This window comes from Actinomycetospora sp. 2LY8.5, from assembly GCF_057180585.1.
The window spans coordinates 90,315-104,887 of sequence record NZ_JBXUHE010000004.1 but is presented as its reverse complement, the minus strand read 5'-3'; the positions used below and the strand labels follow the sequence as shown (position 1 = coordinate 104,887).

The 14,573-nt window shown below is 75.4% G+C and carries 15 protein-coding genes; 8 read left to right on the top strand and 7 right to left on the bottom strand.

The window, feature by feature from the left end:
* Positions 1 to 7: 7 nt before the first annotated feature.
* Entirely contained in the window at positions 8 to 1,474 is a 1,467-nt protein-coding gene (locus AC2A1K_RS06890) for an NAD-dependent succinate-semialdehyde dehydrogenase (protein WP_483895575.1), read from the bottom strand.
* A 174-nt stretch (positions 1,475 to 1,648) separates the two neighbouring features.
* Here AC2A1K_RS06890 and AC2A1K_RS06885 point away from each other — a divergent pair, with 174 nt between their 5' ends.
* Both AC2A1K_RS06885 and AC2A1K_RS06880 read left to right on the top strand, forming a co-directional pair.
* Positions 1,649 to 3,169 (top strand): FAD-dependent oxidoreductase, encoded by a 1,521-nt coding sequence (locus tag AC2A1K_RS06885; RefSeq protein ID WP_483895574.1) that lies wholly within the window; start codon positions 1,649 to 1,651, stop codon positions 3,167 to 3,169.
* 138 nt (positions 3,170 to 3,307) lie between these two features.
* Positions 3,308 to 3,595, top strand: a complete 288-nt coding sequence (locus tag AC2A1K_RS06880; protein WP_483895573.1) for a hypothetical protein — start codon at positions 3,308 to 3,310, stop codon at positions 3,593 to 3,595.
* On the opposite strand, the gene AC2A1K_RS06875 is transcribed toward AC2A1K_RS06880, so the two are convergent.
* Together AC2A1K_RS06875 and AC2A1K_RS06870 are read right to left on the bottom strand one after the other, a co-directional pair.
* Positions 3,596 to 4,249, bottom strand: coding sequence for a TVP38/TMEM64 family protein (locus tag AC2A1K_RS06875; protein ID WP_483895572.1), 654 nt, complete (start codon positions 4,247 to 4,249; stop codon positions 3,596 to 3,598).
* Positions 4,250 to 4,297: 48 nt separating this feature from the next.
* Positions 4,298 to 4,888, bottom strand: a complete 591-nt coding sequence (locus tag AC2A1K_RS06870; protein WP_483895571.1) for a putative glycolipid-binding domain-containing protein — start codon at positions 4,886 to 4,888, stop codon at positions 4,298 to 4,300.
* 127 nt (positions 4,889 to 5,015) lie between these two features.
* On the opposite strand from AC2A1K_RS06870, the gene AC2A1K_RS06865 reads away from it, so the two are divergent.
* The 5 genes from AC2A1K_RS06865 (at position 5,016) to AC2A1K_RS06845 (ending at position 10,739) form a co-directional block, all read left to right on the top strand.
* Positions 5,016 to 6,524, top strand: coding sequence for a DUF7847 domain-containing protein (locus AC2A1K_RS06865; RefSeq protein ID WP_483895570.1), 1,509 nt, complete (start codon positions 5,016 to 5,018; stop codon positions 6,522 to 6,524).
* 10 nt (positions 6,525 to 6,534) lie between these two features.
* Positions 6,535 to 7,191 carry a DUF4129 domain-containing protein gene (locus tag AC2A1K_RS06860; RefSeq protein WP_483895569.1) on the top strand — a complete coding sequence of 219 codons (657 nt, stop codon included), beginning with the start codon at positions 6,535 to 6,537 and terminating at the stop codon, positions 7,189 to 7,191.
* A gap of 74 nt (positions 7,192 to 7,265) precedes the next feature.
* A complete protein-coding gene (locus AC2A1K_RS06855; RefSeq protein ID WP_483895568.1) occupies positions 7,266 to 8,381 on the top strand; it encodes a DUF4350 domain-containing protein in 1,116 nt (371 codons plus the stop codon).
* A 46-nt stretch (positions 8,382 to 8,427) separates the two neighbouring features.
* Positions 8,428 to 9,402 carry an AAA family ATPase gene (locus AC2A1K_RS06850; protein WP_483895858.1) on the top strand — a complete coding sequence of 325 codons (975 nt, stop codon included), beginning with the start codon at positions 8,428 to 8,430 and terminating at the stop codon, positions 9,400 to 9,402.
* A 14-nt stretch (positions 9,403 to 9,416) separates the two neighbouring features.
* Positions 9,417 to 10,739 (top strand): DUF58 domain-containing protein, encoded by a 1,323-nt coding sequence (locus AC2A1K_RS06845; protein WP_483895567.1) that lies wholly within the window; start codon positions 9,417 to 9,419, stop codon positions 10,737 to 10,739.
* Between the two features lie 4 nt (positions 10,740 to 10,743).
* On the opposite strand, the gene AC2A1K_RS06840 is transcribed toward AC2A1K_RS06845, so the two are convergent.
* Genes AC2A1K_RS06840 through AC2A1K_RS06825 form a run of 4 tightly spaced genes read right to left on the bottom strand, consistent with a single transcriptional unit; the run spans position 10,744 to position 13,523 of the window.
* A complete protein-coding gene (locus AC2A1K_RS06840; RefSeq protein ID WP_483895566.1) occupies positions 10,744 to 11,571 on the bottom strand; it encodes a class I SAM-dependent methyltransferase in 828 nt (275 codons plus the stop codon).
* Between the two features lie 28 nt (positions 11,572 to 11,599).
* Entirely contained in the window at positions 11,600 to 12,028 is a 429-nt protein-coding gene (locus tag AC2A1K_RS06835) for a VOC family protein (RefSeq protein WP_483895565.1), read from the bottom strand.
* Positions 12,025 to 12,513 (bottom strand): helix-turn-helix transcriptional regulator, encoded by a 489-nt coding sequence (locus tag AC2A1K_RS06830; protein ID WP_483895564.1) that lies wholly within the window; start codon positions 12,511 to 12,513, stop codon positions 12,025 to 12,027. Before AC2A1K_RS06830 ends, AC2A1K_RS06835 begins: the two co-directional genes overlap by 4 nt.
* 2 nt (positions 12,514 to 12,515) lie before the next feature.
* Positions 12,516 to 13,523, bottom strand: a complete 1,008-nt coding sequence (locus AC2A1K_RS06825; RefSeq protein WP_483895563.1) for a stage II sporulation protein M — start codon at positions 13,521 to 13,523, stop codon at positions 12,516 to 12,518.
* A gap of 50 nt (positions 13,524 to 13,573) precedes the next feature.
* On the opposite strand from AC2A1K_RS06825, the gene AC2A1K_RS06820 reads away from it, so the two are divergent.
* Positions 13,574 to 14,548 carry an RDD family protein gene (locus AC2A1K_RS06820; protein ID WP_483895562.1) on the top strand — a complete coding sequence of 325 codons (975 nt, stop codon included), beginning with the start codon at positions 13,574 to 13,576 and terminating at the stop codon, positions 14,546 to 14,548.
* Positions 14,549 to 14,573 lie beyond the last annotated feature (25 nt).

Sequence of the window (14,573 nt, the reverse complement as noted above, 5' to 3'; positions counted from 1 at the left end):
GCCCACATCAGACGTTCATCGCGATGTACTTGATCTCCAGGTACTCGTCGATGCCGACGCTGCCGCCCTCGCGGCCCAGGCCCGACTGCTTGATGCCGCCGAACGGGGCGCCGGCGTTGGACACCATGCCCTGGTTGAGGCCGACCATGCCGGCCTCGAGACGCTCGGAGAGGCGGATCGCCCGCGTCAGGTCGTTGGTGTAGAGGTAGCTGACCAGGCCGAACTCGGTGTCGTTGGCGGCGCGGATCGCGTCGTCGTCCTCGGTGAACGTGAAGATCGGCGCGACCGGGCCGAAGATCTCCTCCTTGGCCAGGCGGGCCGAGGTGGGGACGTCGGCGAGCACCGTCGGCGGGTAGAAGTAGCCCGCTCCCGAAGGGATCTCGCCGCCGGTGCGCACGACGGCGCCCTTCTGCACGGCGTCGTCGACGAGCTCGGCGACCTTGTCGCGCTGGTCGGCCTCCACCAGCGGGCCGACCTCCACGCCCTCTTCGGTGCCGCGGCCGATCGTCATGTCGCCCATCCGCTCGGTGAGCTTCGTGGTGAACTCCTCGGCCACGTCGGCGTGCACGTAGAAGCGGTTGGCGGCCGTGCAGGCCTCGCCGATGTTGCGCATCTTGGCGAGCATCGCGCCCTGGACGGCCTCGTCGACGTCGGCGTCGGCGCACACGACGAACGGTGCGTTGCCGCCGAGCTCCATCGAGGTCTTCAGCACCTGCTCCGCGGACTGCTCGATCAGCTTGCGGCCGACCTCGGTGGAGCCGGTGAACGAGAGCTTGCGGATGCGCCCGTCACGGATCAGCGGCTCCATGACCCGGCCGGTCGAGGAGGTCGTGACGACGTTGAGCACGCCGTCGGGCAGCCCGGCCTCGGCGAGGATGTCGGCGAGCTCGAGGATCGTCAGCGGCGTGAGCCCGGCCGGCTTGATCACCATCGTGCAGCCCGCCGCGATCGCCGGCCCGATCTTGCGGGTGCCCATCGCCAGCGGGAAGTTCCACGGCGTGATCAGCAGGCACGGCCCGATCGGCTGGCGGGTCACCAGCACGCGGCCGGCACCGTTCGCGTCGACCTTCCACTCGCCGGAGATCCGCACGGCCTCCTCGGAGAACCAGCGGAAGAACTCGGCGGCGTAGGTGATCTCGGCCTTCGACTCGGCGAGCGGCTTGCCCATCTCGAGGGTCATGAGCAGGGCGATGTCCTCGGCGCGCGCGGTGACCAGCTCGAAGGCGCGCCGCAGGATCTCGCCGCGCTCCCGCGGGGCGGTCGCCGCCCAGGAGGCCTGCGCGGCGGCCGCGGCGTCGAGGGCGAGCATTCCGTCGGCCGGGGAGGCATCGGCGACCTCGCAGAGGAGCTCGCCGGTCGCCGGGTCCTCCACGCCGAACGTCCTCCCGTCGGTCGCGTCGCGCACCGACCCGCCGATGATCAGGCCCTTGGTGACCTCGTCGATCACTCGGCGTTCGCGGTCGGTCTCGGCCATGGGTCCCCTCCCGTCGGCGGCCCCGTCGCGCGGGGCCGGTCGGACGGCGGAGTGCCCTGGTACCGGTGTCGCTACGCGTGCACGGCGTGCCGTGCCGTGCCGGGAGCAGCGACGCTCCCGGACGCGATCCGCTCGTACGGACCGGACCGCGTCGCGCGGCTAGGGTCGGCGTCCGTGCCCGGCCCCCGCACCCTGCATCAGCACGTCCCCGCCCGCCCCGACCTCCCGCACCGTGTCGGGCCGGACGCCACGGCCGTGGTCGTCGGCGGCGGGATCGCGGGGGTCAGCGCCGCCCTGGTCCTCGCCGAGCGCGGCGTCCGGGTCGAGCTGCTCGAGGCCGCGCCGCACCTGGGAGGGCGCCTCGGCACCCGGGACAAGCGGCTCGCCGACGGCTCCGAGGTGGTCGTCGAGCACGGCTACCACGGTTTCTTCCGGCAGTACTACACCCTGCGCGACGTCCTGCGTCGCCTCGACCCCGAGCTCGCCTTCCTGCGCGACGTCGGCGGCTACCCGATCGCGAGCCGGCCGTCGGTGGGCTGGGAGTCCGAGGACTTCACGGCGCTGCCCCGCACGCCGCTGCTCAACCTCGTCGCGCTGGTGCTGCGCAGCCCCAGCTTCCGGCTGCGCGAGCTGCGCCACGTCGACGCCGACGAGGCGCTGGCGATGCTGCGCTACGACCCGGTACGCACGTTCGCCGAGCACGACCACCGCAGCGCCGCCGAGCTGCTCGACGGTCTGGGCTTCTCCGACCGCGGCCGCGCGATGTTCTTCGAGGTCTTCGCGCACTCGTTCTTCAACCTCGAGCAGCGGTACTCGGCGGCGGAGTTCCTGGCCATGTGCCACTTCTACTTCACCGCCAACCCCGAGGGCCTGGGGATGGACGCCCCGACCGAGGACTACCGGACCTCGCTGTGGGAGCCGTTCACCCGGCTGCTCGAGAAGCACGGCGCGACGGTGACGACCGGCGCGCGGGCGGTCTCGCTGCGCCCGGACGGGGCGCGGGGCTGGGTGGTCGACGTCGAGCGCGAGCCCGCCCGCCACGCCCGCCACCTGGTGGTGGCCACCGACGTCCCCGCCAGCCGGGAGCTCGTCGCCGCCTCGCCGGAGCTGATCGCCTCGGCACCCGGGCTCGCGCGGCGGATCGCGGCGCTGCCCGGCGGAGAGCCCTACGTCGTCGCGCGCCTGTTCTGCGAGGGCGACGTCGACCCCGGGCGGGCGGTGTTCACCGGCGTCACCCGCGAGCGCATCCTCGATTCGGTGACGTTGTTCCACCGGCTCGAGGGCGGATCGGCGCGCTGGGCGGGCGCCGGGCGCTCGGTGGTGGAGCTGCACTCGTACGCCTGCCCGCCCGGGGAGTCGGTCGACGACCTGGTGGCGACGATGCGCGAGGAGCTCGCGGCGCTGTGGCCCGAGGCCGCGGACCTGCGGGTGATCGACGTCGACGCGCACCGGTACACCAACGCCCCCGGCTTCGACCCCGGCTACCACCTGGTCCGCCCCGGCGTGCTCACCGACGCGCGCGGGCTGCGCCTGGCCGGTGACTGGGTCGCGAGCGACGTGCCCTCGGCGCTCATGGAGCGCGCGGCGGTCACCGCGGTCACCGCCGCCAACGACGTCCTGCGCGAGGAGGGCGCCGCCCCCGAACCGATGCGCTCGATCCGCCCCCGCGGGGTGCTGGCGCGCCGTTCTCCGTGAGCGAGCTCCGGGCCGACAAGCACCAGTGATCGCTCACACGGGCCGAGGACGGTGAGGGGGACGGCGAGGGGGACGGCGACGCGATACCGTCTGCGCGCCGCCGGCGGAGGACCGGTGGGAGACCGGGGAGGACCTGCAGTGGCGAACCGACGGACGGCCGGGCGCACGGCGGCGCTGGTGGGCGTGCTGCTCGCCGCAGGCGTGGCCCTGAGCGCGTGCGTGTTCCCCGCCGAGCCGGCCCCGGGGTCGCCGTCGAGCCCGGACGACTACTCCACCGAGGGGTTCCCGCCGCCCGGTCCCGCGCCGCAGCCCGGCGTGATCACGCCCGCTCCCGCCCCGCCCGCCGAGCCGGTCGAGCCGACGCCGGGCCCGCGGACCAGCGTGGACCCGGCCGAGCCCGAGCCCGCGCCCGCCCCGGGCGAGTAGTCAGCTCCCCGGCGCCGGGGTGCGCGCGCAGAACGCGACGCCGATCAGCCCGAGCGCGCCGCTGACCAGGAAGATCGCGAGCATCCCCGGCGAGAGCGAACCGGTGACCGCGTCGCCGAACAGCACCACCGCCGCGGTCCCGGGCACCAGCCCGATCGCCGTGCCGGCGAGGTAGTGCCGCCACCGCACGCTCGTCACCCCGAACGTGTAGTTCAGCGGGGCGAACGGGATGAACGGCACGAAGCGCACCGAGATCACCGCGAGCAGACCGCGCGAGCTCAGCCGCTCCTCGAGCACGCGCACCCGCCCCGGCCCGAGGCGCCGCACCGCGCGACCCCCGAGACGCCGCGAGATCGCGAACCCCGTGGCGGCCGACACGACGCTCGCGGTCAGGCACAGCACCAGACCCGGCCAGGGACCGAAGAGCAGGCCCGCGCAGACAGAGAACGCCGTTCGGGGCACCGGCGCCGTCGTCACGACGACGTGCACCCCGAGGAACGCCAGCGGAGCCCACGCCCCGAGCGCCGCGACGCGGTCGCGCAGCTCGAGCGGTGTGGGCAGCGGGACGGTGAGGGCGACGACGGCCAGCGCGAGCAGCACCGCGGCCAGCAGGTACCAGCGCCCGCGGCCGGACGTCAGGCGCAGCGCTGCCACGGTCGTGTGCTCCTGTCGTCCTTGCTCGGCGTGTTCCGGCGAGCGTACTCAGGCGACCCGCGCGAACAGGCCCTGATACGCGACGACCATGCCCACCGGGTCGACGGTGACGCCGAACTCGCCGTAGGTCGGGTCGGCGTAGGTGTAGGTCGCGAGGCCGCGGGCGTCGTCGTGGCCCCGGCGATAGATCTGGCGCACGCGGTGCAGCGCGAGCGAGGGCACGTCGAGCCAGGCCACGTCGATCGCCGCCTCACCGCCCACCGGCAGGTCCAGCCGGCGCACGGGCAGCGTGTTCGTCAGCGGCGAGGCCGAGACGTCGACGTCGGTGCACCCGCGCAGGTCCGGCCAGGGCCGCCCGTCGAGGGACCACTCACCGAGGTGGTCGACCTCCAGTGTCACCCGCTCGAGCCCGTCGTCGGAGAGGACCTCGACGAACACGGTCCGGGTGAGCCACGCCCTGTCGGCGATCACGGAATACCGCAGCGACCACACGCCGGCATCGTCACGCACGACCCCCGAGCCGTCGAGCAGGTGCGCACCGTCCGGGTGCGTCGCGTCCGGGGTGTAGTCGGAGAGGGCGCCGTGGGCCAGACCGTCGGAGATGTCGAGCCGTCGCCACATCGCGGAGTGCAGGGCCACCCGGGGATGGTGGCAGACACACGGTGACGCACATTCACGCGTGCCGTGCACGTACGCGTGGCACGATCTCGGCGTCATCTCCTCCGGCGCGGGGGAGTCACCGGCGCGGAGAGGGGAGCGTGCCCAGGTGAGTGGTCCGCCGTCGTCCGACCAGCCGTCCGACCAGCCGTCCGACGAGACGTCCGGCACGTCCGGGTCCTCCGGATCGTCCGATGCCTCGGGCGGCGAGAACGGCGGGACGGCCGAGTCCACCCCGCCGCGCGGCACGCCCGGCGGGTCCTCGGTCCCGGCCTGGGATCCGGGCGGTGGCGGTGGTGGCGGCGGCGGTGACCAGCCCACCGCCGGCGGCCCGTCGGGGTTCGCTCAGCCTGGCACCACACCCGGTCAGCAGCCGGCCTACGGGCAGGCTCCGGGGTACGGCCAGCAACCCGGGTACGGCCAGCCACCCGGGTACGGGCAACCGGGGTACGGGCAGCCACCCGGGTACGGGCAACCGGGGTACGGGCAGCAACCCGGGTACGGGCAACCGGGGTACGGCCAGCAACCCGGGTACGGGCAACCGGGGTACGGCCAGCAACCCGGGTACGGGCAACCGGGGTACGGCCAGCCCGGCCCGGGCCAGCCCGGATTCGGCCAGCCCGGAGTCGGCCAGCCCGGAGTCGGCCAGCCCGGAGTCGGCGGGATGCCGCCGCGCGCGCCGAAGCCCGGCATCGTGCCGCTGCGCCCGCTGGGGCTCGGCGAGAGCCTCGACGGCGCGCTCGGCTACATCCGCGCGCACCCGAAGATCGTGCTCGGCTGGTCCGCGGTCGTCTCGGTGATCAGTGTGCTGGCCCAGCTCGTGATGACGCTGCTCATCCCGACCGCGTCGCCGACATCGCTCGGCGCCACACCGGATCTCTCCCGGCTCACCGGTCAGGTCGCCGGCACGGGGGCGTCGTCCTTCGTCTCCGGGGTGATCACCCTCGTCGCGACGTCGGTGCTCACCGGCATCCTCATGGTGGTCATCAGCCGCTCGGTGCTCGGCGCCCCGGTCGACGCCAACGAGACCTGGCGCGCTGCGCAGCCACGGATCCTCGGCATCATCGGGCTGTCGCTGCTCATCGCGCTGATCGCGATCGGCATCCTGCTCGTGGGCGCGATTCCCGGTCTCCTGCTCCTGCTGGTGGACGGCACGCTCGGCGGCGCGATCATCGGCCTCGGGGTGCTCGCGGCGGTCGTCGTCATGATCTGGGTCGGGGTCTCGCTCTCCCTGGCCGCGCCCGCCTACGTCCTCGAGGGCGTCGGCGTCACCGAGGCGCTGCGTCGGTCGTGGTTCCTCGTCAAGGGACGCTGGTGGCCGGTGCTGGGCATCCAGCTGCTCGGCGCAATCATCGCCCTCGTCGTGGCCGCGGTCATCGCCGTGCCGTTCTCCGTCGCGGGCGGCCTGGCCGCGTTCGGCGGTGGCGCCGGCGGCTTGGCGGGCGCGGGGACCATGCCGGTCTCGGTGCTGGTCCTGACGTCGCTGGGATCGATCATCGCGAGCACGGTCACGACGCCCTTCCAGTCCGGGGTCACCGGCCTGCTGTACGTCGACCAGCGCATGCGCCGCGAGGGTTTCGACATCGAGCTGCAGCGCGCCGCCGTCGGGCCGCGCTGACGGGCCGCCGATGATCCCGGTGTGGCCCGCCGACCCGGCACCCGCACCCGGCGCCGTGCCGATCGACATCGGCGCGGACCCCGCCCGCGAGCTGGCCCGCGAGGAGCTCTCCGGGCGGGTCTACCAGGAGGCGGCGCCCGATCCGGCGCAGGTGATCCTTCGGTGGATCGCCCAGCGGCTCGAGGACGTGCTGCGCGCCGCGTCGGGCATCGCGCCCGGCGGCGGGTGGGGACTGCTCGTGCTCCTGGTGCTCCTCGTCATCGTGATCGTCGTGGTGCGCCGCCGGTTCGGTCCGATCGCGCGCACCGCGGCGCTTCCCGGCGCGGTGCTGGGCGGGACCGGGCGCACCGCCGCCGAGCACCGCCGCCTCGCCGACGGGCACGCCCGGGCGGGCGAGTTCGACGACGCGGTCCGCGAGCGGATGCGTGCGATCGTCCGGTCGCTCGAGGAGCGCACGATCCTGGAACCCCGCCAGGGCCGCACCGCCGGCGACGCCGCACGCGAGGGCGGGCGCGCGCTGCCCGCCGTCGCGGACGACCTGCTCGAGGCCGCTCGCCGGTTCGACGAGACGGTCTACGGCGGGCGCACGGCCGACGCCGGCACCGACGTCCGCCTGCGCGAGATCGACACCGCCGTCTCGGCGACGCGGGCCGTGAGCGCCACGTGATCAACGGGGACTTCCGGCGCGTAGAAGCAGCGAACGCCACGTTCGCTGCGAGGGGGAGGCGCTGGCGCGGGCCGGTGCTGATCGGCGCGCTCGTGCTCGGCGCCGCGCTCGTGATGGCGTTGCTCACGGCCGCGCCGCGAATCGGCGACCTGAGTCCCGAGGGTGCGTCGCCCGAGGGCGCGATGGCCCTCGCCCACCTGCTCGAGGACCAGGGCGTGCGGATCCGGGCGGTCGACGACCTCGATCCCGCGACCGCCGCGCCCGGGCGCACGGTGTTGGTGGCCTTCCCGGAGCGGATGAGCACCCGACAGCGCGACGCCCTCGCCGCGTCGGGCGCCGACGTCGTGCTCGTGCGTCCCGACGAGCGCTCGCTCACCGCCCTCGCGCCGGGCGTGCGCACGGAGCTGATCGAGCTGCCCGAGCCCACCGAGCCGGCGTGCGCCCTGCCCGCCGCGGTGCGGGCCGGGCCCGTCGACCTCGCCGGCGCCGCCTACGGGATCGGTCCCGGGCTCGCGGCGGAGCGCTGCTACCCGACCGACGGGCCGGCCGGTGCGGCCTCGCTCGTGAGCGTGCGCGAGCGAGGACGGACGGTGACCGTCGTCGGCGACGCCACCCCGTTCACCAACGACGCGCTCGACGAGCGGGGCAACGCCGCGCTCGGGCTCAACCTGCTCGGCGCCCATCCCGAGGTGCTCTGGTACCTGCCGGTCCCGCCGCCGGCGGAGCCCGGCCAGGAGCGCAGCACCTCCGAGCTGCTGCCCGAGGGCTGGATCTGGGGCCCGCTGCAGCTGCTGGTCGCCGGGCTGGCCGTCGCGCTGTGGCGGGGCCGGCGGCTCGGGCCGGTGGTGACCGAGGACCTCCCCGTCGTCGTCCCCGCCGGCGAGACCGTGCGGGGGCGGGCCCGGCTCTACCGGCGCGCCGGGGCCCGCGACCGGGCGGCCGCGGCGTTGCGGGCCGACGCGAACCGGGAGCTCGCCGCCCGCCTCGGCGTGCCGCGCCGCGAAGGCACCGGGGCCGTCGTGGACGCCGTCGCCGCGCGCACCGGGCGTCCCGCCCACGAGGTCGGCGCCCTGCTCGACGGCCCCGCACCACCGGACGATCCCGCGCTGGTCGCGCTGGCCGGCGACCTCGACGGGCTGCGCCGCGCCGTCCGTGACACGGCCGCCGACGGGCCCACGGGGTACGCATGATCGGATGGCCCACGTGACCAGCAGCGAGGGCACCGACACCACGGTGGTGACGACCGACGCCGGCGTCAGCGGCGACGAGGCCCGCGAGGCCCTGCTCGCCCTGCGCCGCGAGGTCGCCAAGGCCGTCGTCGGCCACGACGCCGCCGTGACGGGCCTGGTCATCGCGCTGCTCAGCCGCCGCCACGTGCTGCTCGAGGGTGTTCCCGGCGTCGCGAAGACGCTGCTGGTCCGGGCGGTCGCCGCGGCCCTGTCGCTGGAGGACCGCCGGGTGCAGTTCACCCCCGACCTCATGCCCGGCGACGTCACCGGCTCGCTCGTCTACGACTCCCGCACCGCGGAGTTCTCGTTCCGCCCGGGCCCGGTGTTCACCAACCTGCTGCTCGCCGACGAGATCAACCGCACCCCGCCGAAGACCCAGGCGTCGCTGCTGGAGGCGATGGAGGAGTTCCAGGTCTCGGTGGACGGGACGCCGCGCCCGTTGCCGGACCCGTTCGTCGTGGCCGCGACCCAGAACCCCGTGGAGTACGAGGGCACCTACCCGTTGCCCGAGGCCCAGCTCGACCGGTTCCTGCTCAAGCTGGTCCTGCCCCTGCCACCCCGCGACGACGAGATCCGCATGCTCGGCCGGCACGCCGAGGGCTTCGACCCCCGCGACCTCGCCGCCGCGGGCGTGCGCGCCGTCGCCGGGCCGGAACACCTGCGGGCCGGGCGCGCCGCGGTGAGCAGGGTGACCGCCCGGCCCGAGCTCCTCGCCTACGTCGTGGATCTCTGCCGCGCCACGCGCTCGTCGCCGTCGCTGCGCCTCGGCGTCTCCCCGCGGGGGGCCACCGCGCTGCTGCTCGCCGCCCGGTGCTGGGCGTGGCTCTCGGGCCGCGAATACGTGACCCCGGACGACGTGCAGGCCCTCGCGCTGCCGGTCCTGCGCCATCGGGTCGCGGTGCGCGCGGAGGCCGAGCTCGAGGGCGTGACCGCCGACGGCGTCGTCTCCGGGATGCTCGCCGCGGTGCCGGTCCCGCGGTGAGGACGCGGTAGGCGATGGCCGTCACCGGGCGCTTCGCGCTCCTCGTCGCCCTGGGCGCGCTGGTCGTCGGGCTGGCGTGGCCGTCGGGCACCGGGGTGCTCGTGGTGTCCGGGGTGCTGGCGCTCGCCGCGGGCGCCGACGCGCTGGCCGCGGTGCCGGTCGGCTCCCTGCGCCTCGACCGCGAGCAGGACCCCGACGCGGTGACCACGCTGCGCCTCGGCACGTCGATCGAGGTCGCGCTGCGGGTCGCCAACCCGGGCCGCCGCCGCGCGGTGCTGCTGCTGCGGGACGCCTGGGAGCCCTCTGCGGGCGCGGTGCCGTCGCGGCACCGGCTCGTCGTGCCGGCGGGGGAGCGGCGCCGGGTCGTCTCCACCCTGACCCCGACGCGCCGCGGCGATCGCGACGCCGTGCGGGTGACGGTCCGCTCGCTCGGGCCGCTCGGGCTGGGCGCCCGGCAGGGCCGGCGGGACGTCCCGGCACGCGTGCGCGTGCTGCCGGCGTTCGGGTCGCGCCGCCACCTGCCCTCCCGGCTCGCCCGGCTGCGCGAGCTCGACGGCCGGCGCGCCATCCAGGTGCGGGGGCAGGGCACCGAGTTCGACTCGCTGCGCGAGTACGTCGCCGGCGACGACGTGCGCTCGATCGACTGGCGGGCTTCGGCGCGCTCGCACGACCTGGTCGTACGCACCTGGCGGCCGGAACGCGACCGGCACGTGCTCGTCGTCATCGACACCGGCCGCAGCGCCGCCGGTCGCGTCGGCGCTGGAACGAGCTCGGACGGGCCCCGGCTCGACGCGGCCCTCGACACCGCGCTGCTCCTGGCCGCCCTCGCCTCCAGAGGCGGCGACCGCGTCGACCTCCTCGCGCTCGACCGCGAGGTGCGGGCGTCGGTGCTCGGGGCGACCGAGCGCGACCTGCTGCCAGCGCTCGTCACCGCGATGGCTCCGTTGGAGCCCCGACTGGTCGAGACCGACATGCGCCTGCTCGCCGCCGCGGCGCTGGCGCGGGCCGGGCGGCGCAGCCTCGTCGTGCTGATCACCGGGCTCGAGGAGGCCGCGGTGACCGAGGGGCTCGACCCGGTGCTGGGCGCGCTGCTGCGCCGGCACACGCTGCTGCTCGCCGCCGTCGCCGACCCGGAGCTCGCGACCCTGGCGGCCGGTCGCGGGAACGCCGAGGCCGTCTACACCGCGGCCGCCGCCGGCGCCGCCCGCGACGCCCGCCGCCGCACCGCCGAGCGCCTGGCCCGCCGCGGGGTCGAGATCGTCGACGCGGCCCCGGACGACCTGCCCCCGGCCGTCGCCGACCGGTACCTCGCGCTCAAGGCCGCCGGCCGGCTCTGAGGCCTCACGCTTCGGCCCACAGCAACCAGCACGCGGCGGTGAACCGGATCTCCCCGCCCGCGCGGAACTCGTCGAACGCGGGCGTGATGTGATCGACGACGCGGGCCCGGGTGGCGTCGTCCTCGCCGGCGAGCAGGCGACCGACCGGTCCGAGCGCGCCGAGGTAGGCGTCCAGCGCGTGCGCCGGGAGCGCGCACACGAGGTCGACCGGGTCGGCCGTCGCGGTCGACCAGCCCGCGTCGCGGAGCAGACCGAGGGTCCGGTCGGGGTCGGCGAGGGCGAACGGGCCGGGCGCGTCGGGGACGAAGGGCGGCACGTCGAGCAGGGGAGCGGCGGCCTCGCCGGCGCGCGTCATGAAGGGGTTCTCCTCGGCGCCGCGCCAGACGACGGCACGCAGCGCCCCGCCGGGGCGGGCGGCGGCCCGCAGGTTCGCGAACGCCGCCACCGGGTCGTCGAAGAACATCACCCCGAACCGGGAGGCGATCACGTCCGCGGCCCCCGGGGCGAACCGGTGGCGGGCGGCGTCGGCGACGACGAACTCGGCCGTGCCGGCGTCGCGCGTCCGGGCGACCGCGACCATGGGCTCGGACAGGTCGACGCCCAGGCACTGCGCCTCCGGGCCGAGGCGGCGCGCGAGCGCCAGGGTGGTCGCGCCGGTCCCGCAGCCCACGTCGATCACGGTCGGCGAGGAGCTTCCCACGGCCGCCGCCACCCGGTCGACGAGGAGCTCCTCGATCGGGGAGTACATCGCGTCGAGGACGGGCTGCAGGCGTACCCACGCGTCGCCGCCGGCGCCGTTCCAGGCCGCGGTCTGCTCCGCCTGTGCGTCCACGGGCCACAGCGTGTCAGGCGGCGTCCACTCAGCTGAAGTCGTCCGGGCTGAACGGGCGGGGCTCGACGAGCACGAGCCAGTTGCCGGAGTTGTCGCGCATGACGGCCTCGACGCCGTAGGGGCGCTCCGAGGGCTCCTGGGTGAACTCGACGCCGAGCTTCGCGAGGCGCTCGTACTCGGCGCGGCAGTCGTCGGTGGTGAGCCCGAACCCGCCCATCGTCCCGCTCGCGAGCGCGCGACGGACGGCGCCGGCCATCTCCTCGTTGAGCGGCGGCCCGGGCAGCATCAGCGTCACCTCGAGCTCCGGGTGGTCGGGGAGCTTCACGGTCACCCAGCGGAAGCCCTCACCCATGCTGACGTCGGTGCCCTCCACGAACCCCAGGACGTCGCAGTAGAACCTCTTGGCCTCGTCCTGGTCGGTGACGTAGATCGTGACCAGCGAGATGTTGGTGATCATGCGGGGGATTCTCCTCGAGCGGGCTCGGCCCGGGCCTTCTCCGGAATTGCTCGGTCGGCATCGGTGGACCGGCTCCGCTGCGCTGCACGGTCGGACAACCCGTGCATCATCACAAAGCACCCCGGGATGGGCGGCGGGCCGGAGTGCGCCCAGCGCGCCTGGTACTCCGACGGGCTGCAGCCGACGAGCCGCCGGAACAGCGTCGAGAACGACCCGAGCCCCGAGTAGCCGACGAGCCAGCACACCTCGGTGACGGTGAGGTTGGTGGCGCGCAGCAGGTCCTGGGCACGCTCGATCCGGCGCTCGGTGAGGTACGCGTGCGGGGTGCGGGCGTAGGTGCGGGCGAAGCAGCGCAGGAAGTGGTACTTCGACAGACCCGCCGTCGCGGCGAGGGCGTCGAGGTCGAGCGGCTCGGGGTAGTGGCGGTCGATCCGGTCGCGGGCCCGGCGCAGGCCGACGAGCAGGTCGTCGGGGACCGTCGTCATGGCTAGCCCGCCGCCGGGAGCACGGCACCCCGCCGGTCGGCGGCGAGGTCGGCGAGTGCCGGCGCCGTCGCGCCGTGACGCCGGACCAGCACCGCACCCCACAGCACGTAGGTGACGAACGCGGCCTCGGCGAGCACCCCGATGCCGACCCGGGCAGCGGTCGGTAGGCTCGACGGCGTCACGAACGCCTCGATCACCCCCGAGATCGCGAGCAGGACGGCGACGCCGAGCGCCATCCCGACCGTCGTGCGGCCCTGGCGGGCGAGCGACTCCGTGCGCGACAGCGGCCCCGGATCGATCCACGACCACCCCAGCCGTAGGCCCGCCCCGGCCGCGACGAACAGGGCGGTGAGCTCGAGGAGCCCGTGCGGCGTGATGAGCCCGAAGAAGAGGTCCGCGCGCCCGTGGGCGGCGAGGATTCCGCCGGAGACCCCGATGTTGACCACGTTCTGGAGCATCACCCAGAGCACCGGGAGGATCAGCACGCCGGTGACGAGGCAGATCGCCGCGATCCAGGCGTTGTTGGTCCACACCCGCGCCGCGAACGACGACGCCGGGTCCGAGCTGTAGTACGACGCGAAGTCCTCCTCCACCAGCCGCCGCGTCTCCTCCGGGGGCAGCAGCGCGGCCTGGACGTCGGGGGAGCGGGCGACCCAGACGCCCACGGCGACCATGACGACCGAGCACACCGTGAGCGTGGTGAACCACCACCGCCACGACGCGGCGAGCGCCACCGCGAAGCCGACCGTCGCGAACCGGGTGAGGTCGCGCCACGACGCGGTGGTCGACCCCGTGATCGCGGTGCGGGCGCGCGCGACCAGCGTCGAGAGCCGTGCCACCAGCGCCGGGTCCGGCGAGGTGGAGCGCACCACCGACAGGTGGGTGGCCGTGCGCTCGTAGAGCGACACGGCCTCGTCGACCTCCGCACCGGTCCACCGGTGACGGTCGAGCAGGGCCGCCAGGCGGTCCCACTCGGGCCGGTGCGCGGCCACGTACGCGTCGACGTCCACGATCGCGATCCTCCCACCGGCCCCCGACAGGCGCTGGCACGATGGCACCCGTGGACCGGGTCGTGATCGGCGAGGCCGTCGAGCTCGACGTACGCACCGCCCGCCTGCCCAGCCGGGCGCTCTCGTTCGCCCTCGACGCGCTGATCATGGTGGCGCTGCTGTTCCTGGTCCTGCTCGTGATCGAGCTGATCGGGTCCGACGTCGACACCGCCCTGGCCGCCGCGGTGGGCCTTGCGATCACCGTCGGGGTGTTCGTCGGCTACCCGCTGCTCTGGGAGACGCTGACCCGCGGGCGGTCGCCGGGGAAGTACGCGATGGGCCTGCGGGTGGTCCGCACCGACGGCGGGCCGATCGTCTTCCGCCACGCCCTGGCCCGGGCGCTGGCCGGGTTGATCGTCGACTTCGGGCTGCTCTCGTTCTTCACCGGCGTGATCGGCATCGTCGTGTCGGCGAGCACGGCCCGCGGTCAGCGCATCGGCGACCTGCTCGCCGGCACGATCGTCGTCCGCGAGCGGCTCCCGCGCACCGGGCTGCCGGGCCTGCCGCCTGCCGACCCCGCGCTCGCCGCCTGGGCGCAGCGCTGCGAGCTCGCGAACCTCCCCGACGACCTCGCCCTCGCCGCCCGCCAGTTCCTCGTGCGCGCCGGGCAGCTCGCCGCCCCGATGCGCGCGCAGCTCGCGACGCGGCTCGCCGCCGACGTCGCCGCCCGCGTCGCCCCGCCCCCACCCCCCGGCACGCCGCCCGAGGCCTACCTGCTCGCCGTGCTGGGCGAGCGCCGGCGTCGTGAGACCGAGCGGCTCGGCGGGTCGTCGTGGGGACATTCCTCGCCACCGGTAGGCGCACCGGCCCCACCGTTCTCGCCGTGGACCGGTCCGGCGGGTGCCCCGCCCGCACCGGTCACCACGTCGCCGTTCGCGCCGTTCGCGCCGTTCGCGCCGTCCGCGCCCGGCCCGACACCGGACCCGGCGCGTCGTGACGACCCGGACCCCGCCGCGTCCGCCGGCGGCTTCGCACCACCCGGCTGACCGCCGCGACCGGCACCTTCCACAG